The 24,742-nt window shown below is 69.4% G+C and carries 22 protein-coding genes and 1 tRNA gene; 9 read left to right on the top strand and 14 right to left on the bottom strand.

All coding sequences use genetic code 11. The annotated features are described in order from the left end of the window. Positions 1 to 92: 92 nt before the first annotated feature. The 3 genes from K7862_RS03845 to K7862_RS03835 form a co-directional block, all read right to left on the bottom strand. Complete coding sequence (locus K7862_RS03845) at positions 93 to 2,300, bottom strand: MMPL family transporter (protein ID WP_222960604.1); 2,208 nt, start codon at positions 2,298 to 2,300, stop codon at positions 93 to 95. Between the two features lie 163 nt (positions 2,301 to 2,463). Continuing rightward, positions 2,464 to 3,060 carry a TetR/AcrR family transcriptional regulator gene (locus tag K7862_RS03840; RefSeq protein WP_222960602.1) on the bottom strand — a complete coding sequence of 199 codons (597 nt, stop codon included), beginning with the start codon at positions 3,058 to 3,060 and terminating at the stop codon, positions 2,464 to 2,466. A gap of 179 nt (positions 3,061 to 3,239) precedes the next feature. Continuing rightward, positions 3,240 to 3,872, bottom strand: a complete 633-nt coding sequence (locus tag K7862_RS03835) for a GTP cyclohydrolase II (protein WP_222960599.1) — start codon at positions 3,870 to 3,872, stop codon at positions 3,240 to 3,242. Between the two features lie 239 nt (positions 3,873 to 4,111). Between K7862_RS03835 and K7862_RS38160 the strand changes: the two genes are divergently transcribed. Continuing rightward, positions 4,112 to 5,041, top strand: a complete 930-nt coding sequence (locus tag K7862_RS38160; RefSeq protein ID WP_222960597.1) for an AEC family transporter — start codon at positions 4,112 to 4,114, stop codon at positions 5,039 to 5,041. Between the two features lie 659 nt (positions 5,042 to 5,700). Here K7862_RS38160 and K7862_RS03825 read toward each other — a convergent pair. The 7 genes from K7862_RS03825 to galU form a co-directional block, all read right to left on the bottom strand. Continuing rightward, positions 5,701 to 5,774: transfer RNA gene (locus tag K7862_RS03825), tRNA-Ala, on the bottom strand. Between the two features lie 87 nt (positions 5,775 to 5,861). Further along, a complete protein-coding gene (gene sepX / locus K7862_RS03820; protein ID WP_222960595.1) occupies positions 5,862 to 6,926 on the bottom strand; it encodes a divisome protein SepX/GlpR in 1,065 nt (354 codons plus the stop codon). A 121-nt stretch (positions 6,927 to 7,047) separates the two neighbouring features. Further along, entirely contained in the window at positions 7,048 to 7,665 is a 618-nt protein-coding gene (locus K7862_RS03815) for a GNAT family N-acetyltransferase (RefSeq protein ID WP_222960891.1), read from the bottom strand. Further along, positions 7,662 to 8,219: a MogA/MoaB family molybdenum cofactor biosynthesis protein gene (locus K7862_RS03810; RefSeq protein ID WP_222960593.1), complete on the bottom strand. Its 558-nt coding sequence runs from the start codon at positions 8,217 to 8,219 to the stop codon at positions 7,662 to 7,664. Before K7862_RS03810 ends, K7862_RS03815 begins: the two co-directional genes overlap by 4 nt. Beyond that, positions 8,216 to 8,698, bottom strand: coding sequence for a cyclic pyranopterin monophosphate synthase MoaC (gene moaC, locus K7862_RS03805; RefSeq protein WP_222960590.1), 483 nt, complete (start codon positions 8,696 to 8,698; stop codon positions 8,216 to 8,218). The genes K7862_RS03810 and moaC overlap by 4 nt, the downstream gene beginning before the upstream one ends. A 100-nt stretch (positions 8,699 to 8,798) precedes the next feature. Next, the gene (glp, locus tag K7862_RS03800) at positions 8,799 to 10,118 is read right to left on the bottom strand and encodes a molybdotransferase-like divisome protein Glp (protein WP_222960588.1); all 1,320 of its coding nucleotides are present in this window, start codon (positions 10,116 to 10,118) and stop codon (positions 8,799 to 8,801) included. After that, on the bottom strand, positions 10,115 to 11,023 hold the full coding sequence (galU, locus tag K7862_RS03795; protein ID WP_222960586.1) for a UTP--glucose-1-phosphate uridylyltransferase GalU: 909 nt from the start codon (positions 11,021 to 11,023) through the stop codon (positions 10,115 to 10,117). The genes glp and galU overlap by 4 nt, the downstream gene beginning before the upstream one ends. A gap of 81 nt (positions 11,024 to 11,104) precedes the next feature. Between galU and K7862_RS03790 the strand changes: the two genes are divergently transcribed. Beyond that, positions 11,105 to 11,698 (top strand): 5-formyltetrahydrofolate cyclo-ligase, encoded by a 594-nt coding sequence (locus tag K7862_RS03790; RefSeq protein WP_222960584.1) that lies wholly within the window; start codon positions 11,105 to 11,107, stop codon positions 11,696 to 11,698. A gap of 70 nt (positions 11,699 to 11,768) precedes the next feature. On the opposite strand, the gene K7862_RS03785 is transcribed toward K7862_RS03790, so the two are convergent. Continuing rightward, positions 11,769 to 14,489, bottom strand: a complete 2,721-nt coding sequence (locus K7862_RS03785) for a penicillin acylase family protein (RefSeq protein WP_222960582.1) — start codon at positions 14,487 to 14,489, stop codon at positions 11,769 to 11,771. A gap of 180 nt (positions 14,490 to 14,669) precedes the next feature. Between K7862_RS03785 and K7862_RS03780 the strand changes: the two genes are divergently transcribed. The 5 genes from K7862_RS03780 (at position 14,670) to K7862_RS37255 (ending at position 19,854) form a co-directional block, all read left to right on the top strand. Beyond that, on the top strand, positions 14,670 to 16,160 hold the full coding sequence (locus K7862_RS03780; RefSeq protein ID WP_222960890.1) for a potassium/proton antiporter: 1,491 nt from the start codon (positions 14,670 to 14,672) through the stop codon (positions 16,158 to 16,160). 230 nt (positions 16,161 to 16,390) lie between these two features. After that, positions 16,391 to 17,674 (top strand): MFS transporter, encoded by a 1,284-nt coding sequence (locus K7862_RS03775; RefSeq protein ID WP_262412645.1) that lies wholly within the window; start codon positions 16,391 to 16,393, stop codon positions 17,672 to 17,674. 66 nt (positions 17,675 to 17,740) lie between these two features. Then, on the top strand, positions 17,741 to 18,064 hold the full coding sequence (locus K7862_RS03770) for an FmdB family zinc ribbon protein (protein ID WP_222960580.1): 324 nt from the start codon (positions 17,741 to 17,743) through the stop codon (positions 18,062 to 18,064). Positions 18,065 to 18,167: 103 nt separating this feature from the next. Beyond that, a complete protein-coding gene (locus K7862_RS03765; RefSeq protein ID WP_222960577.1) occupies positions 18,168 to 19,025 on the top strand; it encodes an S-methyl-5'-thioadenosine phosphorylase in 858 nt (285 codons plus the stop codon). Positions 19,026 to 19,671: 646 nt separating this feature from the next. Then, a complete protein-coding gene (locus K7862_RS37255; RefSeq protein ID WP_262412615.1) occupies positions 19,672 to 19,854 on the top strand; it encodes a hypothetical protein in 183 nt (60 codons plus the stop codon). Positions 19,855 to 19,927: 73 nt separating this feature from the next. On the opposite strand, the gene K7862_RS03755 is transcribed toward K7862_RS37255, so the two are convergent. Then, positions 19,928 to 20,194 (bottom strand): hypothetical protein, encoded by a 267-nt coding sequence (locus K7862_RS03755; RefSeq protein ID WP_222960925.1) that lies wholly within the window; start codon positions 20,192 to 20,194, stop codon positions 19,928 to 19,930. A gap of 113 nt (positions 20,195 to 20,307) precedes the next feature. Between K7862_RS03755 and K7862_RS03750 the strand changes: the two genes are divergently transcribed. Both K7862_RS03750 and K7862_RS03745 read left to right on the top strand, forming a co-directional pair. Then, entirely contained in the window at positions 20,308 to 21,480 is a 1,173-nt protein-coding gene (locus tag K7862_RS03750) for a PLP-dependent cysteine synthase family protein (RefSeq protein WP_222960575.1), read from the top strand. Between the two features lie 38 nt (positions 21,481 to 21,518). Then, positions 21,519 to 22,733 carry a low temperature requirement protein A gene (locus K7862_RS03745; RefSeq protein WP_222960572.1) on the top strand — a complete coding sequence of 405 codons (1,215 nt, stop codon included), beginning with the start codon at positions 21,519 to 21,521 and terminating at the stop codon, positions 22,731 to 22,733. Positions 22,734 to 22,785: 52 nt separating this feature from the next. Here K7862_RS03745 and K7862_RS03740 read toward each other — a convergent pair whose 3' ends face one another. Together K7862_RS03740 and K7862_RS03735 are read right to left on the bottom strand one after the other, a co-directional pair. After that, the gene (locus tag K7862_RS03740) at positions 22,786 to 23,532 is read right to left on the bottom strand and encodes a VIT1/CCC1 transporter family protein (RefSeq protein ID WP_222960570.1); all 747 of its coding nucleotides are present in this window, start codon (positions 23,530 to 23,532) and stop codon (positions 22,786 to 22,788) included. Between the two features lie 125 nt (positions 23,533 to 23,657). After that, complete coding sequence (locus K7862_RS03735) at positions 23,658 to 24,653, bottom strand: sigma-70 family RNA polymerase sigma factor (protein ID WP_222960883.1); 996 nt, start codon at positions 24,651 to 24,653, stop codon at positions 23,658 to 23,660. Positions 24,654 to 24,742: the final 89 nt, after the last annotated feature.

The following is a 24,742-nucleotide window of genomic DNA, read 5'->3' as shown; positions in this document are numbered from 1 at the left end:
ACCGGATGGTGTCCCCCGTCCTGCCACCCCATGAACGTCGTGTCCCCGGTCGGCAAAGAACCGACCGGGGACACGACGAGCTGATCGTCCGATCAGACGGTGACCGGCTCGGGTTCGTCACTCTCGGCGCGCGAAGCGTGCGCCGCCTCGAGGTTCTTGCGCAGTTGCTCGCCCTCGACATCGACCTTCGGCAGCGCGCGGCTCAGCCAGCCGGGCAGCCACCAGGCGGCGCGGCCGAGGAGCGCGAGCACCGCCGGGACGATGGTCATACGGACGATGAACGCGTCGAACGCGACCGCGATGGCCAGCCCGAAGCCCATCATCTTGATCATCGATTCCGACGATCCGATGAACCCGGCGAACACACTGATCATGATGACCGCGGCCGCCGACACCACGCGGGCGCCGTGGGTGAATCCGGTGACCACCGCTTGACGCGGCTTCTCGCCGTGGACGTACGCCTCCCTCATCCGGGTGACCAGGAAGACCTCGTAGTCCATCGCCAGTCCGAAGACCACACCGATCATGAAGATCGGCATCATGCTCATGATCGGACCGGTCTGTTCGACGCCGATCAGGTTCGCCAGCCATCCCCACTGGAAGACGGCCACCACCGCGCCGAGCGCGGCCAGCACAGACAGCAGGAAGCCGAGCGCCGCCTTCAGCGGCACCAGCACCGACCGGAACACGATCATCAGCAGCAGGAACGCCAGACCGACCACGAGCGCCAGGTACGGCACCAGAGCGTCGTTCAGCCGCTGCGAGGCGTCGATGTTCATCGCCGTCGTACCGGTGACGAGCACATCCGCACCCGTCGATTCGGTGAACTCGTGCGAGTGACCGCGAATGGTGTGGACCAGGTCCTCGGTCTCCGTGCTGCTCGGCTTCGAGGCCGGCACCACGGTCAGGGTCGCGGTGTCACCCTTCGGATTGAACGCCGGGGCGGTCACCGTCTTGACGTCGGGGAATCCTGCGATGGTCTGCTTGACGTGCTCGGCGGCCTGCTGCGGCCGGTCGCTGTGCGCGGCGTCGACGACGACCATCAGCGGGCCGTTGAAGCCGGGCCCGAAGCCGTCGGACAGCATGTCGTACGCCTTGCGCTGCGTGGTGCTCACCGGCTGCGAGCCGTCGTCCGGCAGCCCGAGCTGCATCCCGGTCACCGGCAGGGCCGCAAGGCCGAGGGCGACGACACCGGCGATCAGGAACGGTATGCGCCGGCGGACCACGAGCCGCGCCCAGCGCGTCCCCATGTTCGGCTTGCCCTCGTCCGTCGCACGTCCCTTGCGCACCTTGCGAGTGAGCACCTTGGTGCCGGCGAAGCCGAGCAGGGCGGGAATCAGGGTGAGGGCGATGAGCACCGCCAGTGCGACGGTTCCCGCTGCGGCCAGTCCCATCTTGGTGAGCATCGGGATGTTCACCACCGACAGTCCGGCCAGCGCGATCAGCACCGTCAGGCCGGCGAAGACCACCGCTGACCCGGCGGTCCCCACCGCCCGGCCGGCGGCCTCCTCACCGTCACGGCCCTCCATGAGTTCGTGCCGGTGCCGGGAGACGATGAACAGGGCGTAGTCGATGCCGACCGCCAGTCCGATCATCGACGCGAGCGTCGACGAGGTGCTCGACAGTCCCAGCGTGGTCGCCAGCGCCGTGATCCCGGCGATGCCGACACCGACCCCCATGATCGCGGTCAGCAGCGGCAACCCCGCCGCGACCAGCGAACTGAAGGTGATGAGCAGCACCACCGCGGCGATGCCGATACCGATGACCTCGCTGTTGCCGGTCTCCGGTGACGCCTGCAGGGCCGTGCCGCCGGTCTCCACGGTCAGCCCGGCGTCCCTGCCGTGCTGCGCGGCGTTCTCGATCGCGGTGTGGGTGGCGTCGGTGATCTCCGTCGCCTTGGCGGTGTAGGTGACCGACGCATAGGCCGTTGTGCCGTCCTTGCTGACCGCGTTCGCGGTGAACGGGTCGGCGACGGTGGCCTTCTGCGGTGTGTTCTTCAGATCGGTGACGACCTTCTCGACCGCGGCCTTGCCGGGTCCCGCGGTGATCTTCTGGCCGGTGGGGGCCTTGAACACCATGCGCGCGGACGCGCCGTCGGCGTTGGTGCCGGGGAAGCGCTCATGGAGCAGGTCGAAGGCGTGCTGAGCCTCGGTGCCGGGAACCGTGAAGTTGTCGCTGGGCGCCTTCGGCGCGGTCGCGGCTCCGACACCGGCGAGTGCCAGCAACGCCACCCAGACGAGGACGACATAGCGCCGTCGCCGGAAGGCGAGCCGGCCCAGCTTGTACAGGAATGTGGCCATGAAGGCAGGAGCTCCCGTCGAGAGGGGGGGGCGGATATGGGCGTGTGTAACCAGCCCGACGACGAGAGCGGCGTGTCAGGTGGAGCGGTGGTGCGATGGTGGTTTGTTGTGAAGTCGGTTCTTCGGAAGGGATTTCTTCAGACCGACGCGGGCTTCCCTCGGGTCAGGACAGCCCGAGCGCAGGGACGACCACGGCATCGATGTAGCGGTGCGTGTACTCCGGATCGGGGTCGATGCCCTCGATCACCGGACGTGCGAGCGCGCCGCCGAACAGCAGATGCGGGACGAAGCCGCGGGCTGGGTTGTCCGCGGCCAGTTCGCCGCGGTCCACGGCGCGCTGCACCAGGTCGCGGAAGCTGGCGAGCTCCGGTTCGATGAGCAGTTCCCGCAGCGCGCGGAAGAGGTCCTCGTTCTGGAAGGCGGCGTGCGCCAGCCCCCGCATGACCTCCTGGTCGCGCTTGATCTCGTTCTCGTCGTGCGCTCTGACGAGTTCGTGAAGATCACCCTTGAGTGAACCGGTGTCGATGTCCGCGGGTGACACCGGTTTGTGGTGCCGCAGCGCGGTCGCGACGAGTTCCGGCTTGCCCTTCCACTGGCGGTAGAGGGTGGCCTTGCTGGCACGGGTGCGGGCGGCGACGGCGTCCATGGTCAGCGCCTCGTAGCCGACCTCCCGCAGGAGTTCGACGACCGCCGTGTACAGCTCCCGTTCACGCTCGGGTGTCAGACGGGTGCGACGCGCGGCGGCTGCCTCCGGCGACATGACCTGCCCTCCTTGTCTTCCCTACGTGCACGGCGTGCGTACGCACTGTCGAAACGATGTCGTACACCTAAGAGAGTAATCGGCCCACGATCGAAACGCCACCGTTTCGATCGTGGGCCGTATCACGTGGTTGACGCGCAACCCGCAGATTCCGCATCCGGTCCCGCGCGCGTCGGCTCTCAGGCCGGCAGGGCCAGGGTGTGACCGGTGTGCTCCACCTTGGCGCGCAGGTACCGAACGTTGGCCGCGGACACGTGCACCCCCGTCGGCACCTGCTCCCGCACGGTGACACCGAGCCGGGAGAGCTGCTCCGCTTTGTCGGGGTTGTTGCTCAGCAGGGTGATCTCGTCGACACCGAGCGCCGCCAGCATCTGCGCCGCGGCCGTGTAGTCACGCTCGTCGTCACCGTGGCCCAGGGCGCGGTTCGCCTCATAGGTGTCGAGCCCCTGGTCCTGCAGGGCGTACGCGTCGAGCTTGGCGTAGAGGCCGATGCCGCGACCCTCCTGCCGCAGGTACAGCAGGTACCCGCCGACACCGGAGATGCGCTCCACCGCCTCCCGCAGCTGCGGCCCGCAGTCGCAGCGCTCGGACCCGAACACGTCCCCCGTCAGGCACTCCGAATGCGGACGCACCAGGGGCACGTCCACGGTCGCGTAGTCGCCGATCCCGAGAGCCAGGTGCTCCTTGCCGTCGGCGAGTCCGGTGAACGTGAAGACGTCCACGGTCGTCCCCCAGCCGTCAGGGAACCGAAGCGGAACACGCACCTTCGTGCGGATACCGGCGGCGCTCGCCGGACTTGCGTCTGCCGACATGGCGACTCCCTCATAAGATCTTGAAATATCAAGCTCTTAGGGCGAGCCGATTATTTCGCTATCGGGCGAGTGTGGCTCAGGTCACATGGTCCGACAGTCCGCCAGGAGTCTCAACGCCCCGGTCGTCACCGGCGATTCCACCCCTCCCACCCCAGGTGGGGGTGCCACGACGGCATCCGGCATGCTGAAGGGCCGTGAACGAAGCGATCATGCGACAAGCGCACTAGGCGGGCGACAGCGTGCGCTCCGTACTCACCGGCTTCCTGCCCATCTGGGCTGTGACCGCCCTCGGCTGGGTCGCAGGCCGTTACCGGATCCTCGGCGACGAGGCCCAAACCGTGCTCGGCCGCTTCGCGTTCACCTTCGCCATGCCGTCGCTGCTGTTCCTCACCATGTCGCGATCGCACGTGGGCGACGTGGCAACGCCCGGCGTGGCGGCCTTCGCGGTGGCCCTGCTGGCCGTCTTCGCACTGGGGCTGACGCTCAGCCGCTGGGTGTTCCGCCGGCGACTCGCCGACCAGTCGATAGGCGCCATGTGCGCGGCCTACGTCAACTCCGCGAACCTCGGCATACCCGTCGCAGTGAACGTCCTCCACGACACGTCGTTCATCATCGCCGCGGCCCTGTTCCAGATGCTGTTCATCACACCGCTGATCATCATCCTGATCGACCTCGACACTCACCGCGGTCTCGGGAAGCTGTGGCTGCGCATCGTGCAACTGCCCTTCCGCAACCCGGTCGTCGCAGCCTCCGCCGCCGGCCTGATGGTCGCCGCCCTGGGCAAGGGCGACGCTCTGCCGTCGGTGGTGACGTCACCACTGCACACTCTCGGCGGCGCCGGAGTGCCCTCGGCGCTCTTCGCCCTCGGCATGTCCCTGAACGCCCGCACCCGCACCTCGCCCGACGGCAGGACCCAGCGCCGCCTGCTCGTCGTCCTGAAGACCGGCGTCCAGCCCGCCCTCGCCTACGCCCTGGCGCGCTGGGTCTTCGGCCTCGGCGGGCACGCCCTGTTCGCCGTCGTCCTGTGCTCCGGCCTGCCGACGGCCCAGAACGCGTTCATCTTCGCCTCCGAGTACGGCCTGGACAGCGAGCTCCCCCGCGACACGGTGCTGCTCTCGACCCTGCTGTCGATGGCCACCCTGTCCGCGATCGCCTACTTCCTCGCCTGACGAACGCCTGCCCGCAGCCGGCCCGCGTGGCGCCGCACCCCAGCGCGCACCCCGACGCCCGGGCGCTCGGAATCTGATCCGGCCTCAAACGACGCAGCCGTGCGGGTGCGAAGGTTGCTGTACCTCGCTGCTGTACGACAATCAGTCGGGCCGCTGACAGGGCGCCGTCCGCCGCGTCACCACACGGGCATACGAGCTGCGGTCTCCCTCCCCCCCGGGCTACGATCACACGCGGTCGAACAGGGGGCGGGCCATGGCTGATTGTCCGAGTGGCACGGTGTTGGAGAACGGGCGCTGCGACATCGTGGGCGCACCACCCTTCTCGTTCGACCTCCCCTTTCTCTTGCTCGGGGCTGCCGCTCTCGTAGGGGGCGGGATCCTGCTCCGTAAGCTCCGGCGCGACGGCCCGCCCCCGAAGCCGGCCGACCTGTCCGGCCGGGAATCCCTCCAAAGGATCACGACCATGGCCGTTCCATATTTCCTGTTGCTCTGGGGAGCGGGTTTCTTCAGCGGAGGCGTCTGGCTGCTGACGGAGACCCTCCAGGGCTGACCACTGACATCCCGTCGCCCAGCACTCACCAGGTAGCGGGTGCACTTCGCTGCTGTAGGGCATGCGAAAGCCCCTCCCGGACAATCCCGGGAGGGGCTTTGAGCTGTTGTGGACCTGAGGGGATTCGAACCCCTGACCCCCTCGATGCGAACGAGGTGCGCTACCGGACTGCGCCACAGGCCCTTGCAACGAGGAAAACTCTAGCATCCCGGCGAGGGTGCTCGTGAACGCGATATCGGCTGGTCCACGTGCGCCGGGGCGCCGCCCCCGTCACTCGTTGGCGGCGCGGGGGCGGTCGGGGTCGGCGTACTGGTCGAAGAGCGGAGTGCGGCTGCCACGGGCCCGGCGGACCGGCGGCTGCTGATCCCGCGTCTCGCGCGCGTCGTGGCCCTCACGCGGCGCCGGACGGTGCTCACGGGACGGCGCGGAGTCGGCCGGGGAGGTGCCCGAACGAGCCGAGCTCCACGTGTCCGGGGCGTTCAGGTCGATGCCGCCCGGCGTGCGGGGGGCGACCGGAGCGGTCACATAGGTCGGGAGCGGCACCGGGACCGGCTCCCAGCCGTCGTCGGTCGTCTGCTCGGCACGCTGCTGGTCGACCCACTCCGCGTGGTCGGTCTGCTCGACCAGCGCCCGGCGGTCGGCCGTGCGCGGCGAAGGCGCGGGAGAGGCGGGCTGCGGCGCCTGGGCGCGCGGCTGCTGCACCGGGCCCGACTGCTCCTGGGCGGCCGGCCGCTCGTCACGGGCGTGCGGCGCCGGTGCCTGCGCGCGGGCCCGCAGGCGGCGCGCGGCCTCGGCGGCCTGGCGCTGGTCCAGCCGCACCTCGTAGCGGCGGCGCTCCTGGCGACGCATCTGGCGGATGTAGAGGGTGAGCAGGACGGCAGGGATGGCCGGCGCCCAGAGCAGCGCGACACCGCCGACGGCCGCGGCGATGGCACCGATGGTGAACGCGGCGAACAGCAGAGTGGTCATGCGGCGCCGGCGTGCCAGCAGCAGCGCCCGCGAGTCCGTCTGCGGGTGCGCCGGGCGGGCGAGGGCGACCGGCCGCCCGATGTCGGTCGCGGGCACGGCGAGGGCGCGGACGTCGACCGCACTGCCCAGGTCGGCGTCGTCCGCGTCGTCCGCGTCCACGTCGGGATCAGGTCCGACGGACTCAGCTCGCGCTTTCGCGACGCGCCGCTCCATCGCCGCCCGGCCCGACAGAAGCCGGATGGCGGTGCTGAAGCGTTCGGTCGGACGCGCTTCGTTGAGCTCGTCCTGCCTACGGAGCCACATCGGCACCAGATAGGCAGCCCAGGCCCCGACAATGACTGCGTAGATGAGGCCGCTACTGCTCACGGGCTACACGGTAGGGGTGATCGAGACACGCCATACGCAATTTGGCCCGGTGTGTCGCACGATCTGGCTGATAGGCCGAGATTTTTTTGCGATTGACTTCGAATTCGAACAATCGTTTTATTCAGGCGTGGGTTCCCGGCCGCGCCTGCCGCCAGCGGTTGAGCAAGCCCTCCGGCACTTCCTCCGCGGTCAGCGCGTAGACGAGGTGGTCCCGCCAGCCGCCGTCGATATGCAGATAACGCGGCCGCAGCCCTTCCTCGCGGAAGCCGAGCTTTTCCGCCACGCGCCGGCTCGGGCCGTTCTCGGGGCGAATGCAGACCTCGATGCGGTGAAGGCCGACACGGCGGAAGCAGTGGTCGACGGCGAGCGCCACCGATGTGGGCATCACGCCGCGCCCGGCGACGGCTTCGTCAACCCAGTAACCGATGTGTGCCGAGCACATCGATCCCCAGGTGATGCCGGCGACGGTGAGTTGACCCGCCAACCGGCCCTGGTAGTCGATGACGAACGGCAGCATGCGGCCCGCGTGCGCCTCGCTGCGCAGATGGCGGACCATCTGACGATAGGTGGGGCGCTGCGCGATGTGACCGGGCGGCGCGGGCGGCACGGTCGCCTCCCACGGCCGCAGCCACTCGCGGTTGCGGCGGTTGACCTCGCGCCACGCGCGCTGGTCGCGCATCCGGATCGGGCGGAGGGTGACATCACCGTCCACCAGTTCGGCCGGCCAGGACCCGTTCAGCTCGGTCTCCCAGGAGCGGATTCCGGATGATCATTCTTGTGATCATCCACGTGGACATTCGGGTGATCGCCGCCATGGATCTGATCGACGGCATGTACGACAATCGGAGCAAGGACAGCGAGGCCGTCCTTCACCCCGCCGGTGGAACCGGGCAGGTTCACCACCAGGGTGCGTCCGCTGACCCCCGCGACGCCACGGGAGAGCACGGCCGTGGGCACTTTTTCCCGGCCGGCGGCACGGATCGCCTCCGCGATGCCGGGGACCTCGTAGTCCAGCACGGCGCGCGTCACCTCCGGTGTCCGGTCGGTCGGCGAGATCCCGGTGCCGCCCGTGGTGAGGACGAGGTCGTAGGCGGCGGCGACCGCTTCCCGCAGCACCTCCCCCACCGGCTCCCCGTCGGGAACGACCCGCGGGCCGTCGACGGTGAAGCCGAGGTCACGCAGAGCCGCGACGATGAGCGGCCCTCCGCGGTCCTCATAGACGCCGGCCGCGGCACGGTTGGACGCGGTGACCGCCAGCGCCCGCAGCGGACGACGTGCGGCCGCCCCCGTCACGGTCGCCGCCAGTCGCCGGACTTGCCGCCGGACTTCTCCTCGACCCGGACATCGGTGATGACCGCCGCCTTGTCCACGGCCTTCACCATGTCGATGACGGTCAGCGCCGCGACACTGACGGCGGTCAGCGCCTCCATCTCGACCCCGGTGCGGCCCGAGGTCTTCACCGTCGCGGAGATCTCGACGGCGTCGTCGGCGACCTCGAGGTCGACGGTGACACCCGAGACGTCGAGCGGGTGGCACAGCGGGATCAGGTCGGGCGTGCGCTTGGCGCCGAGGATGCCGGCGATGCGCGCGGTGGCCAGGGCGTCGCCTTTGGGGAGCCCCTCGCCGCGGAGGAGTTCGACGACGCGGGGAGCGACGAGGACACGGCCGCTGGCGCGGGCCGTGCGCGCGGTGACGTCCTTGCCGGAGACGTCGACCATGCGGGCCGCGCCGGCCTCGTCGATGTGGGTGAGGTGGTGCTGGCCGCTGCTCATCGTTCTCCCGTGACGGTCTCCTGGGCAGACACCGTACCGGCACGGCGCCACGCCCGGACCGGGGCCCCACAGGCTGCCGCGTATGCGTCCTGAAGTGGACCTAATCCAGCAGGACGACGTCGACGTCCTGGCCCGCCGGGACGGCGGTGACGGCCTCCGGTACGACGATCAGACAGTCGGCTTGTGCGAGTGCCCTGACCAGGTGAGACCCCGCACCACCCACAGGAGTGACCGTGCCGGTCCTATGGTCGTAATGTCCGCGCAGGAACTGCCGTCGTCCTTCCGGCGAGCTGTCGATCGACGCGACACACACGGCCCGTACGACTTCCCGATGAACCGACGGTGCGCCCATCAGCGTGCGGATCGCGGGACGCACGAACAGCTCGAACGACACATACGCGCTCACCGGGTTGCCCGGCAGCGCGAGCAGCGGTGTGCGTTCGGGGCCGATGCGCCCGAAGCCCTGCGGCTTGCCCGGCTGCATGGCGAGCTTGCGGAACTCCACGAACCCCGAAGCCCCGTCACCCAGTTCCCCGAACGAGTCGCCGAGGGACGACAGCGCCTCCTTCACCACGTCGTAGGCGCCGACGCTGACGCCGCCGCTGGTGACGACGATGTCCGCCCTGATGAGCTGGTCCTCGATGGTGGCGCGCAGCGTCTCCACCTCGTCGCTGACCGCGCCGACCCGGTAGGCGATGGCGCCCGCGGCGCGGGCGGCGGCGGTGAGGGCGAAGCTGTTGGAGTCGTGGATGCGGCCGGGTTCGAGCGGTTCACCGGGCTGGACCAGTTCGCTGCCGGTCGAAAGGACCACGACGCGCGGCCGGGGGCGGACCTTGACGCTCCCGCGCCCGATCGCCGCGAGCAGGCCGATCTGCGGCGGCCCGAGGACCGTGCCCGCGGTCAGCGCCAGTTCGCCCGCCGCGACGTCACTGCCCCGGTCACGCACGAACTGACCGTGCTCCGCGGGCCGGTGAACCCGCACCTCGCCGGCGGCGCCGGTGGGGTCGGCGCTGTGGGCGGTCATGGTGACGGCGGGGCCGCCGCCGGTGCCGCCGTCGGTCCACTCGACGGGGACGACGGCCTCCGCTCCGGGCGGCACCGGCGCGCCGGTCATGATCCGGGCGGCCTGTCCCGGCCGGACGGTGGGCAGTTCGCCCGCGCCGGCCGCGACGTCGCCGATGACCTCGAGGACGGCCGGATGCTCGGCGGTCGCCGCATGGATGTCGGCGACGCGGATGGCGTACCCGTCCATGGAGCTGTTCGGGAAGGGCGGCAGCGCGACCGGCACCGTCACGTCCTCGACCAGTACGCAGCCCTGGGCGTCCAGCAGTTGCAGCTCGATCGGTTCGAGCGGCCTGAGCTGGGTCAGGATGCTTTCCAGATGTTCGGAGACGGACCACACGCGGTCGCCGTGACTCACTCTTGCATCTCCTCCATGACGTACGAACGCAGCCAGGTCCGGAAATCCGGTCCCAGGTCATCACGTTCGCATGCCAGTCGGACAATCGCACGCAAGTAGTCGCCGCGATCGCCGGTGTCGTAGCGGCGGCCGGTGAAGACGACGCCGTGCACCGGTCCGCCGAGGGCCTCCTGCTGGGCGAGTTCACGCAAGGCGTCCGTCAGCTGGATCTCGCCGCCGCGTCCGGGCTGGGTCTTCTTCAGCACCTCGAACACCGAGGGGTCGAGCACGTACCGGCCGATGATCGCGTAGGCCGACGGGGCCTGGCTCGCCTCCGGCTTCTCCACCAGGTCGGTCACCCGCACGACGTCGCCCTCGTCCGTGGGGAGTATCGCCGCCGAACCGTAGAGGTGGATCTGCTCGGGGTCGACCTTCATCAGGGCCACCACGCTGCCCCCGTGGCGTTCCTGCACCTCGATCATGCGGGCCAGCAGGGGATCGCGGGGGTCGATGAGGTCGTCGCCGAGCAGGACCGCGAAGGGCTGGTCGCTGACATGCGGTTCGGCGCACAGGACGGCGTGCCCGAGTCCCCTGGGGTCGCCCTGGCGGACGTAGTGCATCGTCGCGAGGTCACTGGACTCACGGACGCGGGCCAGACGCGAGGCGTCACCCTTGCGAGTGAGTGCTTCCTCGAGCTCGTAGTTGCGGTCGAAGTGGTCCTCGAGCGGACGCTTGTTGCGACCGGTGACCATCAGAACATCCGACAGTCCCGCCGCGACGGCTTCCTCGACGACGTACTGGATGGCCGGCTTGTCGACCACCGGCAGCATCTCCTTGGGCGTCGCCTTGGTCGCCGGCAGGAACCGGGTCCCCAGACCCGCTGCGGGGATGACAGCCTTGCTGATCCGGGAACGTGAATGCGTCATGGCTCGCACTGTAGCGACCGCGAATGCGTAGAAGATGAATATTCGATAGATGCTGGCTAATAGGTGGCGGTTGTGGATGGTATGAGCGGTACCCGGGGCCGGAAGGCGGCGTTGCGGGCGGACCTCCTGAGAGCCAGGCGCGGGCTGACCGCCGATGAACGGCAGGCGGCGGGCGTCGCGCTGGAGATGAGGGTACGGGACCTACCGCAACTGGCAAGAGCCAGGACAGTCGCGGCTTATGTCTCAATGGGCTCCGAACCGCGCACTCACGAACTGATCGAGGCGCTGCGCTCCGGGGGCACCCGCGTCCTGCTGCCGGTGCTGCTGCCCGACAACGACCTGGACTGGGCGGAGTACGAAGGCGCCGCGGCCCTGGAGCGCACCGGACGCGGCCTCCTGGAACCGACCGGCGAGCGGCTGGGTCCGCAGGCGGTCACCGGGGCGCAGGCCGTGCTGCTGCCGGGCCTGGCCGTGGACAGCGCCGGTGTACGACTGGGGCGCGGCGGCGGCTCCTACGACCGCGTCCTGGCGCGACTCGCGGCCGCCGGGACGCGGCCGGCGCTGGTGGTGCTGCTGTACACGAACGAGGTCGTCGACACCGTCCCCCGTGAACCACATGATCATCTTGTCGACGCGGCCATCACCCCGGGCGGCGTTCACCACTTCACCCGATGACCAGGTGGTCCGCTGAGTCGATCATCAACCCACCGGCTGGTCGACTCAGCGGACCGGGCAGCTCATCGGATCACGGGGTGAGCGCCATCTTCGCCTTGGTCGCCTGACCGATGCGATCGTCGGAGAAGTACCAGGGCAGCAGTTCTCCGTTCGCCCACTTGTCGGTCTGGTCGGTGTAGTGGGCGTTGTAGGCGTGTCCGGACGCGCCGGTGAGGTTGATCCAGCGGGACTTGTCGAAGTCCTGCAGGTTGACGATCATCCGCATCGACGGCACCCAGACGACGTCGTAGCCGCCGGCCGCGTTCCATCCCGTGGCGTCGACCGCCGCCTCGCCGCCACTGAGCTGCCACGGGCCGCGGTTGAGCATCCACTTGATGAAGCCGGGGCCCTTGGTGCCGAGGGTCTGGTTCTTCAGGTCCAGCTTGTGGAGCCGGCCCCAGCTCCAGGTGTTGATGTCCTTGCCGAGCTTGGCGGTCAGCTCGTACCGCGCGTCCTTCATGGCCTGCACGAGGAGTTCGTCGCGGTTGCTGCGGTGCGCCTTGTTGGTGTCGACGCCGAAGAACGAGGTCGTCGACATCGTCCACCAGGGGTTGTTCGGCTGGTTCCAGATGTTGCGCACGACCTCGAACCACCGGTCGCCGCCGTCGGGCTGCGCCTCGGAAGGATCACGCTCGCCGCACTCCTCGACGGTCTTCGAGGCGCCGTCGAGGTTGTCCACCGGCCCGGTCTGCCCGGCGGGTGGCACTCTCAGGCACTGACCCTCGGGTCGCAGCTCCTTCGGGAGCTTGTTGCCGAAGGCGAGCTTGAGGACATTGCGCCAGACCGCGTTGAAGTACGCGGCCGCAGCCGAGTCGGAATCCTGGTTGTAGTCCCATCCGACGAGCAGTTGCTGTGCGTCGCGGACGTAGTTGCCCTTGTCGTTGGGGATGGCGAGCTTGGTCAGCTGCGGGACGATCAGGCGGGCGATGTCGTCGATGGAGTCGTTCTGCATGGACTGCATGTCGTCCATGGAGATCTTGCCGCCGTCCTTGATTTTCGACGTGATGAGCGCGCTGATCCGCTGGCTGCGGGCGCCGTATCCCCAGTCGGTGGTGAGCAGGTAGGGGTACTTGCTCTGGTCGATGACGGCCTGGTTCGCGGTGACGATGTAGCCGCGATCCGGGTTGTACTCGTACGGCATCGACTTGAACGGGATGTACTTCCCGGTCCAGTCGTAGTGCGAGTCCCAGCCCGGCTGCGGCCAGGCGCCGTCGTCACCGGCGGGCCGGATCGGCACCTGGCCGGGGGCCTGGTAGCCGATGTTGCCCTGGGTGTCGGCGTAGATCAGGTTCTGCGACGGGACGGCGAAGTCGGATGCCGCGTCCTGGAACTCGTGGAAGTCGGTCGCCCGGTCCAGCTCGAAGACCGCGTCCATCGTCTTCGAAGGGGTGAGCGCGGTCCACTTCAGCGCGACCGCGTAGCCGCCGTTGACGCCGCCAGGCGGGTCGGTGACGGGGGCGACCGTTCCGACGGTACGCAGTTCGTCGTTGCGGTCGGAGATCAGCGGCATTCCGTCCTGGGTCTGCCGGACGGTGATCGTCCGATCCTTCCCGCCGGCCACCTTGATGGTCTCCTGACGGGTGATGAACGACTGCTGCTGGCCGTCGCGCAGGTAGGTGTTGGCGGTGACCTTCTCCAGGTAGAGGTCGGTCACGTCCGCGCCGAGGTTCGTCATGCCCCAGGCGATGTCTTGGTTGTGGCCGATGATCACACCGGGCATCCCTGAGAAGGTGAATCCCGCGACGTTGTAGGGGCAGGCCTTGCTCACCGTGCGGCAGTGCAGCCCCATCTGGTACCAGAGCGACGGCAGCTGGGGAGCCAGATGCGGGTCGTTGGCGAGCAGCGGCTTGCCTGTGGTCGTGTACTTGCCGGAGACGACCCAGGAGTTCGAACCGATGCCGCTGCCGGTGGGGCCGAGGAGGGCTGGCATCTGGTCGATGATCTTCGAGAGGCCCGCGAGCTGGGTGTCGACGGCGGCGTTGAGCGCCACCGGACCCTTCGATCCCGGGGGTACGTAGGCGCCGGTGATGGGGTTGACCGTGCCGGCGTCGACGATCGGACGATTCCGGCTGTACGGATAGGCCGGGTACAGCTGCTTGATCTGCGCCTGGCTGAGCCGGCTGGTCATCAGCGACCGGTCTATCTCGTCCTGCATGTTGCCGCGCAGGTCCCAGGCCATGGCCTTCAGCCAGGCGACGGAGTCGACCGGCGTCCAGGGCTCCGGCTTGTAGTTGTTGCTGAAGGACAGAGCGGCGTACTCCACGGACAGCGCGGCGCCGCTGTGGTCGCCGAGGTACGCGTTGACGCCGTCGCTGTAGGCCTGCAGGTACGACTTCGTCTTCGCGTCGAGCTGGTGGTCGTACTCCTGCTGCGCGATGCCGTGCCAGTTCAGGGTGCGCAGGAAGGCGTCTGTCTCGACCTGCCCCTTCCCGAACATCTCCGACAGACGGCCGGAGGTGAGGTGGCGGCGTACGTCCATCTCGTAGAAGCGGTCCTGCGCCTGGACGTAGCCCTGGGCGCGGAAGAGGTCCTCGGGGTTGTCGGCGTAGATCTGCGGGATGCCGCTTCCGTCGCGTTCCACGTCGACCGGCGCGGAGAGGCCCTTGAGCTTGAGCGAGCCGCTCGTCTGCGGGAAGGACGCACGGACGGTGCTGACACTCCAGTACGAGCCGTATCCGATGCCCGCGACCAGGAGCAGTGCGAACGCGATCAGGATGAGGCGTACGCGGCGGGACTTCTTCCGTGCGGGCATCGCTGTCCTTCGCAGGGGCAGAGCGGAACGGTGATCACGTGCTCGTGGTGCAAGGGCAACCATAGGCGCACGGCCCATGGGCGCAGGACACGGTGTCCGATTGACCCATCCGGTGGACGGGGCTTCGTCAAGGGCAGGTAAAATGTTAGGTAAGGCAATCAAGTTGAAAGGACCAGGCCCCTGACCGTCCACCACCTCAACGAGATTCTGCTGATCGGCGCCGCGGTCCTGCTGGTCGCCGTCGTCGCCGTGCGGCTCGCTTCCCGCAGCGGTCTGCCCACTCTTCTGATCTATCTCGGCATCGGTGTGATCATCGGCCAGGACGGTCTCTTCGGCTTCACCTTCGACGACGTCCAACTCACCCAGGTGCTCGGCTACGCAGCACTGGTGGTGATCCTCGCCGAGGGTGGTCTCGGGACAAAGTGGCACGAAATCAAGCCCGTCGTGCCGGCCGCGTTCGTCCTGTCCAGCGCCGGCCTCCTGATGAGCGTGTTCATCACCGCGGCCGCGGCGCACTATGTGGTGGGCCTCGACTGGCGACCCGCACTGATCATCGGTGCGGTCGTCTCGTCGACCGACGCCGCCGCGGTCTTCTCCGTCCTGAGACACGTGCCCCTGCCGAAGCGCGTGACAGGGGTGCTCGAAGCCGAGTCCGGATTCAACGACGCACCGGTCGTCATCCTCGTGGTGGCCTTCTCCACCGCGGGGCCGGTCGAGCACTGGTACCGGCTGATCGGCGAGATCACCCTGGAGCTGACCATCGGCGCCGCGGTCGGCCTGGCCGTCGGCTGGATCGGGGCTTTCGGGCTGAGGCACCTGGCACTGCCCGCCTCCGGCCTCTACCCGATCGCGGTGATGGCGATCGCTGTCGTCGCCTACGCAGCCTGCGCCTTGGGCCACGGCTCCGGATTCCTCGCCGTGTACGTCGCTTCGCTCATCCTCGGCAACGCCAAGCTCCCCCACCGGCCCGCCACACGTGGATTCGCCGAAGGACTCGGGTGGATCGCACAGATCGGGCTGTTCGTCCTGCTCGGTCTGCTTGTCACACCGCACGAGCTCGGTGACGACATCGTTCCCGCGATCGTCATCGGACTTTTCCTCACCTTTGTCGCACGGCCGGCGTCCGTCATCGCGAGCCTGACGCCGTTCCGCCTCCCATGGCGCGAGCAGGCAATCATGTCGTGGGCGGGACTGCGGGGCGCGGTGCCGATCGTGCTGGCGACCATTCCGCGCGTGTCAGGCGTGGCCGACAGTCGGAGGATCTTCAATATCGTCTTCGTTCTTGTGATCGCCTACACGCTCGTGCAGGGCCCAACCCTTCCCTGGGTGGCCAAGCGGCTGCGACTCACCAGCGCGGACGGCCCCGGTGCCGCCGATCTCGGCATCGAGTCGGCGCCGCTGGAACGCCTCCAGGGCCACCTCCTGTCGGTCGCCATCCCGAAGGGCTCCCGCATGCACGGTGTAGAGGTGAACGAGCTGCGCCTGCCGGCCGGCGCCGCGGTCACCCTCGTGGTGCGCGACGGGACGAGCTTCGTGCCGATTCCGTCGACGATGCTGAGACGCGGCGACGAGCTGCTCGTCGTCACGACGGACCCGGTGCGCGACGCGGCCGAGAACCGCCTGCGCGCGGTCGGGCGCGGCGGCAAGCTCGCCGGCTGGCTGGGCGAGTAGCGATCACCGTCGACGCCGCGTGGCGCAGGTCACCCGCACCGGCCGCGTACAGGAATACGTATGATGGACCGGTATTTGTCGAGTACAACCTCTGCTTGACGCAGGGCCGGCGCGGTGAGCCGCGCTGAGCGGACGGTCCTCGGCGCGAGGCGGAAGCTGTGAGCTGCGCCCGCGCTACCAGGCAGCAGAAAGATCAGGCTGTGGCATCCAAGGTGCCCACCTCTTCCTCCCTGTCCGTAGCGCCCACCAGCGGCGAGACCCGTCAGCCCGGTTACCGGCACCTGCTGGCGACCCCGGGCGCGTGGACGTTCCTCCTGCCCGGGTTCGCGGCCCGCCAGCCCTTCGCCATGCTGACGATCAGCATGGTGCTGCTGATCGAGCACACCACCGGCTCCTACGCGACCGCCGGCGCCTCCGCGGCGGTCACCGGTGTGTCGATGGCCCTGTGCGCACCTCGCGCGGGGAGGCTCGCCGACCGCTTCGGACAGCGAGCGGTGCTCGTACCGGGCATCGCCCTGCATGCCGCGGCCGTCGCCGTCCTGATCACCCTCGCGCTAGCCCACGCCCCGATCTGGGCGCTCTTCGCCGCGGCGGCACCGGCAGGCGCGACGGTCCCACAGGTCGGCCCGATGGTGCGGTCGCGCTGGGCAGCAGCCCTGGACCAGTCGCGCTCATCGCTGATGGCGACGGCCGCGGCCTTCGAGTCTGTGACCGACGAGTTCACCTTCGTGATCGGCCCGGTCCTGGCCACGGCCCTGTGCACCGGCGTCCACCCCGCGGCCGGGCTTGTCACCGAGGCGGCGCTGACCGTCATCGGCGGCAGCCTGTTCGCGGCCCAGCGCAGATCCGCGCCGCGAGTACAGTCGTCCTCCGCCCGGGACGCGGCCAGGCACACCTCAGCTCTGTCGGTGCCGGGAGTCCGCGCCCTGGCGGTCGCATTCCTCGGCATCGGTTCCGTCTTCGGCGGCATGCAGGTGTCACTCGCCGCCTTCACCCAGGAGATCGGCAACCCGGGTATCAACGGCGTGCTCTACGGGATCTTCGCCGCGGGCAACATGCTGTCCGGGGTCGTCTACGGCGCGATCTCGTGGCGCCGCGGACCGCGACTGCGACTGCTGGCCGCGTACGCGGGCCTTGCCACCGCGTCCTTCCCCCTGTGGCTGATCTCCTCCACGCCGCTGCTCGGCGCGATGGGCATGGTCGTGGGCCTGTGCATCGCCCCCGCCATCATCACCGGCTACACCCTGGTCGAGGACCTGGTCCCGGCTGCCGCCCGCACCGAGGCCTTCACCTGGCTGACGGGCTCGGTGGCTCTGGGGCAGGCCGCGGCCGTCACCATCGCCGGACTGCTGACCGACCACTCCGGATCGCACGCCGGCTTCACTGTGCCGCTGATCGGCACCGCAGCGGCGCTGGTGGTGCTGCTGGGGCTGCGCGGACGCCTGGTTTCCCGCCCCCGCGGCGTGGTGGCCGGGGGTGTGATCGGTCACCGTCCGCCGGTCGCGGTGGACTGACGGCGGGAAATACTGCACTATTGAGCGTCGTTAGCACTCAACGAATGAGAGTGCCAGGAGGATCAAGTGCCGACGTACCAGTACCAGTGCACCGAGTGCGGCGAAGCCCTTGAGGCGGTGCAGAAGTTCAGCGACGACGCGCTGACCGAGTGCCCCAACTGCGGCGGACGCCTGCGCAAGGTCTTCTCGGCGGTGGGCGTGGTCTTCAAGGGCTCCGGTTTCTACCGGACCGACAGCCGCGGCTCGTCGTCGAGCAGCAGCCCCGCCACCAAGAGCAGCGGCTCGTCCGAGAGCAAGAGCTCGGACTCCGGCAGCAGCTCGACCAGCTCGTCGTCCACGAGCTCCACGACCTCGTCCTCCAAGTCCTCGAGCAGCACGTCGGCCGCCTGAGCGCAGAGGTCACCGCTGCGGAGGACCGAAGATCTTACGAACCCCCGTCGTTCCCGCGGCGGGGGTTTCGTCGTGCCGCACGGCCCCGACTAGGGTGACGGACATGGCGCAGAGCAGCAGTGACGTGCAGGCAGAGGCCGAGATCGGTGTCATCGGCGGATCAGGCTTCTACTCGTTCCTCGACAATGTGACCGAGGTCACGGTCGACACTCCTTATGGTGCGCCGAGTGACTCCTTGTTCCTCGGCGAGGTGAGCGGACGACGCGTCGCGTTCCTGCCGCGCCACGGCCGCAAGCACCACCTCCCGCCACACAAGATCAACTACCGGGCGAACCTCTGGGCACTCGCCTCGGTCGGCGCCCGCCAGATCCTCGGCCCGTGCGCAGTCGGTGGTCTGCGCGCGCAGTACGGCCCCGGCACGCTGCTGATCCCGGACCAGCTCGTGGACCGTACGAAGTCGCGAGCCCAGTCGTACTTCGACGGCGAGGTCCGGGCGGACGGCCAGGTGCCGAACGTCGTCCACGTGACCTTCGCAGATCCCTACTGCCCGGTCGGCCGGAAGGCAGCCGTGGGCACGGCGCGGACGGCGGGTTGGGAGGCCGTGGACGGCGGCACGCTCGTCGTGGTGGAGGGGCCGCGCTTCTCCACCCGCGCGGAGTCGCTGTGGCACGCCGCCCAGGGATGGTCCGTGGTCGGGATGACCGGACACCCCGAGGCCGTCCTCGCCCGCGAGCTGGGGCTTTGCTACACGTCGCTGACCCTCGTCACGGACCTCGACGCCGGCGCCGACGCCGGCGAGGGCGTCTCCCACGAGGAGGTCCTCGAAGTCTTCGCCGCCAACGTCGGCAGGATGCGGGACGTGCTGTTCGACGTGGTCGGCGCCCTACCCGGGAACGACCAGCGGGACTGCTTGTGTGTCAATTCGCTCGGCGGGCAGGATCCGGGGATCGCCCTGCCGTAGGCGGACGGGCTCGGGGCTGGAGCCTGAAGAGACCTTGCCACGAGGCCGGCTCTGCGGACGGTTCACCCTCGCGAGTGGCCAGGTTTTCCACAGGTGCCGAGTTGTCCACAGGGCCCTGAGCGCTGTCCCCGAAGTGCGCGATCGTGGGGACGCCGACCGATTCGAGCCGGCGTCCTCTCCCGCCAGGCGGTGCTTTCTCATGCGTTCGTCCGTCCACTCCCCCAACCCCTTCCCCGGGCCCTCACCGCGAACGGACTCCTCCGCCGCCCTGAGCTGCCTGGCCCCGCTCACCACGCCCCCGCCCTACGCGCCGCCTCGCTGGGACGTGCCGGACTTCCCACCGATCCGGCTGGGAGGGCGTGGCGGAAAACGCTTGCTACGCCGAGCGGTCCGACGCCGACGACGCCCGATCGCCGTCGGGCTCTCCGTGGCCGCCGCCGTACTGGTGGTCTCCGCCGCGAACGGTGCCCCGCCACGACCCGTCGCCGCCGCCTCACGTGGTCCGGCAGTTCCTGCCACCACCTCTGCCGCGCCTCATCGTGAGGTCTACGTACGCGCTCCGGTCCGCATCGCGGACGCGGCCGCGGCTCGCCTTCTTCACCCCGGCGACCGGGTGGACGTGCTGGCAGGCGGCCGCGTGGTGGCTGTGAGCGCCAGGGTGATCAGCGTGCTCGCCGACCAGGACGAGTCCTCGGGTCTGGTCATGGCCCGGGAAGGGATCGGCACGGGCGCGGGCGGTGCGCTGCTCGTGCTCAGCGTGCCTCGGAAGACAGCGGCGGCTCTGTCAGGCGCGGCCGCGACCTCACCTCTGGCGGTGGCACTGTGCTGAACGAACTTGCCCAGTTGGCCAGGGGCGCCTGGACGCACGTCAAGGAGGCCACCCAGGAGGCCGCTCGACGGCTTCAGAGGTGGTGGGGCGGCTTCTCGTTGAAGAACCGCGTGAAGTCGTCGTCCGCGGAGCCCGAGTGTGCCCCGCCCCAACCGCGATCGGAGTCGTCCGGGGACGGACGGTCCAGCGGATCGTCGAACACCAAGGCCGAGCCGCCCTGCGCCGAGCCTGCGACCGGACCGGAGGGTGAGGCGGAGCCAGGAGACGCGGTTCCCGCGGCCTCGGAGGCGCCGTCGGAACCGGCGTCGGGCGTGGGCTCGGGTTCGTCGGCACTGCTCATGGATCCAGAGTACGGCGAGTCGCCGGATACCCGTCCGGCCGACCTCCCCAAGCCCGTGTACGGAGATACCCCAAGTGTCCGTTTGAGGCTCTCAGACCGATATACCTGGGCTCATGGAAACCCCCAAGCCGACGCAGCCCCCCGCCCCGGCGCACCCAGCCGCGGTCGCGGAGGTCCTGGACATCGACCGAAGCGACCTCCCGTACCGCCGCTGGTTGAGCGAGGCTGTGGCGAAGGTCCATGCCGACGCCAACCGGTCCGCCGATACCCATTTGCTGTCAGTGCCGCTTCCGGCGGACTGGGGCGTCGACCTCTATCTGAAGGACGAGTCGACGCATCCGACCGGCTCGCTGAAGCACCGGCTCGCCCGCTCACTGTTCCTCTACGCCCTGTGCAACGGGTGGATCCGCCCCGACCGCCCGGTGATCGAGGCGTCCAGCGGGTCGACGGCCGTTTCGGAGGCCTACTTCGCCCGGCTGATCGGTGTCCCCTTTGTGGCCGTGATGGCACGTGGGACGGTACGGGCCAAGGTGGAGCTGATCGAGTTCCAGGGCGGCAGTTGTCATCTGGTGGACGACGCGTGCGAGGTGTACGAGACGGCGGCCCGTCTCGCCCGGGAGACGGGCGGCCACTACATGGACCAGTTCACGTACGCGGAGCGGGCGACGGACTGGCGGGGCAACAACAACATCGCCGAGTCGATCTTCCGGCAGATGGCCGAGGAACGTCATCCCGTCCCGGCCTGGATCGTGGCGACCGCGGGGACGGGCGGCACCTCGGCGACCTTGGCCCGGTACGTCCGCTACGCCCAGGCGACCACGGGGATCTGCGTGGCCGACCCGGAGAACTCGGCCTTTTTCCCGGGCTGGCGGGACGGCGACCCTTCGGCGACGACGGACACGGCTTCGCGGATCGAGGGGATCGGCCGCCAGCGGGTGGAGCCGAGCTTCGTGCCCGGGGCGATCGACCGGATGATGCGCGTGCCGGACGCGGCGTCGATCGCCGCCGTCCGCGTCCTGGAGCGCCTCCTGGGACGCCGGGCGGGAGCGTCCACCGGAACCGGTCTGTGGGCGGCGTTCCGGATCATCTCGGAGATGCGTGATCGCGGAGAGCGCGGCAGCGTCGTGGGCCTGCTCTGCGATCCGGGCGAACGCTATGTCGAGAAGTACTACTCTGACGCGTGGCTGGCCTCGCAGGGCATCGCCATCGGCCCATATGTACGGCTGCTGGAGACGTTTCTGCGGACCGGCGTTCTGGAGGGCCCGGAGCCTGACCGGTCGAGTTGAGGTGCGCTCGGGGTCCCGTCTGGCCCATGGTGTCCTGCATGAACCATTCCAGTGTCTCCTCCGGATCGCCGAGTCCTGCTGCCCGCACGGGTGACGCCGTGCGGCGGATGACCGCGCGCAGCCGCGACGAGGAGCACCGCGCCTCCACGCCCCTGGAGTTGTTCTTCGACCTGTGCTTCGTCGTCGCTGTCGCACAGGCCGGCGGCCGTCTGGTGCATGCGATTGCCGACGGCCACGCCGGTCATGGAGTGGCCGGTTATTTTTTGTTGTTCTTCGCCATTTGGTGGGCTTGGATGAATTTTTCCTGGTTCGCCTCTGCCTATGACACCGATGATGTGCCGTACCGGGTGACCACGCTGGTGCAGATCGTGGGGGTGCTGCTGCTGGCGGCGGGCGTGCCGCGCGGTTTCGACGACGGCGACTTCCAACTGGTCGCCATCGGCTACGCGGTGATGCGGTTGGCGCTGGTGACGCAGTGGCTCCGAGCTGCCCGCTCGGCGGAGGGAGAGGACGCGGCCGGGGCGCGGAAGACGGCGGTGCGGTACGCGATCGGAGTGACGGCCTGCCAGGCCGGCTGGATGGTGCTGCTGTTGCCGCACGGTGCGCCGCCCGGGTGGGCGTTCCTCGTGCTCGCGGCCGCTGAACTGGTCGTTCCTCCGCTGGCCGAACGTGCGGCTCCTACGTCCTGGCACCCGCACCACATCGCGGAACGCTACGGCCTGTTCACCATCATCGTGCTCGGTGAGTCGGTTGCCGCGGCGACGGTCGCGGTGCAGTCGGCAGTGGATGAGCACAGCGCGCTCGGCGATCTGCTGCCGATCGCGGCCGGCGGGCTGCTGATCGTTTTCTCCGCCTGGTGGATCTACTTCGCCGTGCCCATCCACGACTACCTCGTGTCCAATCGCCAGGCATTCCTGTGGGGGTACGGGCATTACGCCGTGTTCACCTCGGCCGCCGCGATCGGCGCCGGTCTGGAGATCGCCGTGGAGCAGGCGGTGGGCAGCGGCGACATCTCGCTGCGGACGGCGGCTTGGTCGGTCACGATTCCCACCGCGGTTTTCCTGTTCACCGTGTGGCTGCTGCACTCGCGCCACAGTAAGCACGGCGTGGCGCAGCAACTCACCTTGCCTGTCGCGGCCTTGGGGGTCCTCGCCTGTGCGTGGACCGGCGAACACGCCGTGCTGTGGGCAGGACTCGTGTGCGCGGGGGCGGTGGCTGTCGGCGTCGCTCTGCAGGCGCGCGAGCCGGTGTGACCTTGCAACCGCAGTAGCGAACACAGGTGCGCCCGGTGTTCGCCGCCTGCCGTCAGACCCCCGCCGCCCCCAGCAGCGCACCCACCGCGTAGGTCACGGCCATCGCGAGGGCGCCTCCGATGGCGTTGCGGAGGATCGCCGGCCGCGCCGGTGCTCCTCCCAGTCGGGCGCTGATCCAGCCGCAGCCGACGAGGGCCACGAGTACCGACACCACCGTGACTGCCAGACGCCAGTCCTTGGGCGGCAGCACGATCGCCAGCAGCGGCAGCAGCGCGCCGACGGTGAACGAGACGAAGCTCGCCCACGCCGCGTGCCAGGGGTTGGCGAGTTCGTCGGGGTCGATGCCCAGTTCCACTCGGGCGTGCGCGTCCAGCGCGTCGCGTTCGGTGAGTTGCTCGGCGACCTCGCGGGCGAGGTCGTGGCTGATGCCCCGCTCCTCGAGAAGGCCGGTGAGTTCGTCGAGTTCGGCTTGCGGGGTGGTGGCGAGCTCTTCGCGTTCCAAGGCGAGGGCGGCCTGCTCGGAGTCTCGTTGCGTGCTGACCGAGACGTACTCGCCGGCCGCCATCGACAGCGATCCGGCGAGCAGGCCGGCGAGGCCCGCGGTCAGCAGCGCCGAGCGTGAGTCGGTCGCCCCGGCCACGCCGACGACCAGGCCCGCGGTGGAGACGACCCCGTCGTTGGCGCCGAGGACCGCGGCCCGCAGCCAGTTCAGCCGCGTGCCCAGTCCCTCGTGGTGGGGCTCCTGGGGGTGGGGGCCGGTTGACCCCGCGGCGTCGCCGGACGCCGAGTCGTCGTTCATGGGAAGCAGCGTCTCATCCGGCGGCGAGGTCGCGGGCCCCGGACAGGCCGAACCCCGGCGCGGGGGGGGTGCACCGGGGTTCGGGTCTATGGGGCCTGGAGGAGTTCAGGCCGCTGGTCGGGTGATCAGGCGGCTTCGTAGTCCAGGCCGGTTGCGCGCGCCATGCGCTTGAGATCGGCGAGGGCGTGCTTCTCGATCTGGCGAATGCGCTCGCGCGTGAGGCCGTGCTCCTTGCCCACCTCGGTCAGCGTCCGCTCGCGGCCGTCCACGATGCCGTAGCGGGCGCGGATGATGGACGCGGTGCGGTCGTCGAGGCGGTCGATGAGCCCGTCGAGCTCCTCGCGGCGCAGCATGACCAGCACGGAGTCCTCCGGGGACGGCGCTGCGCCGTCCTCGACGAGGTCACCGAATTCGGTCTCGCCCTCGGCGTCCACCGACATGTTCAGCGACACCGGGTCGCGGGCCCAGTCCAGGACGTCGGCGACGCGCTCCGGGGTGGAGCTGAGCTCGGCGGCGATCTCCGCGGGCTCGGCGTCACGGCCGTTCTCCCGGTTGAACTCGCGCTGCACGCGCCGGATGCGGCCCAGTTCCTCCACGAGGTGGACAGGCAGCCGGATCGTGCGGGACTGGTCGGCGATGGACCGGGTGATGGCCTGCCGGATCCACCAGGTCGCGTACGTGGAGAACTTGAAGCCCTTGGCGTAGTCGAATTTCTCCACGGCGCGCACCAGGCCGGCGTTGCCTTCCTGGATCAGGTCCAGGAGCGGCAGGCCGCTGCGCGGGTAACGGCGGGCCACGGCGACGACGAGGCGGAGGTTGGACCGGATGAAGATGTCCTTGGCCCGCTCACCTGCGGCGACGAGGGCTTCCAGTTCCTCCCGGCTGGCCTCGCCGCCCGCCTTGTCGGGCAGGTCGATGTCGGCGGCGAGAATGCGTTCTGCGTAGACGCCCGCTTCGATGTCCCGGGACAGCTCGACCTCCCTGGCGGCATCGAGCAGCGGTGTGCGCGCGATCTCGTCCAGGTACATGCCGACGAGGTCGCGGTCAGCGACCTCCCCGCCTGCGGCGCGAACGCTGCTGTTCCCGCCTGCGTTACGACGGGCGACGGCACGGGTTGCCATGCGAGCTCCCTTACGAAGGTGCGTGCGGTCTGGGTGGTCGGGGCGGCTGGTGTCGGCCTCCGCCAGGTACTGGCTCTCGCCTTCCGGCT

The sequence above is a fragment of the Actinacidiphila acidipaludis genome (assembly GCF_019890725.1).
Lineage (GTDB): Bacteria > Actinomycetota > Actinomycetes > Streptomycetales > Streptomycetaceae > Actinacidiphila > Actinacidiphila acidipaludis.
Note: the sequence above shows the minus strand (reverse complement) of the source record. Positions and strands in the feature narration are given on the sequence as shown.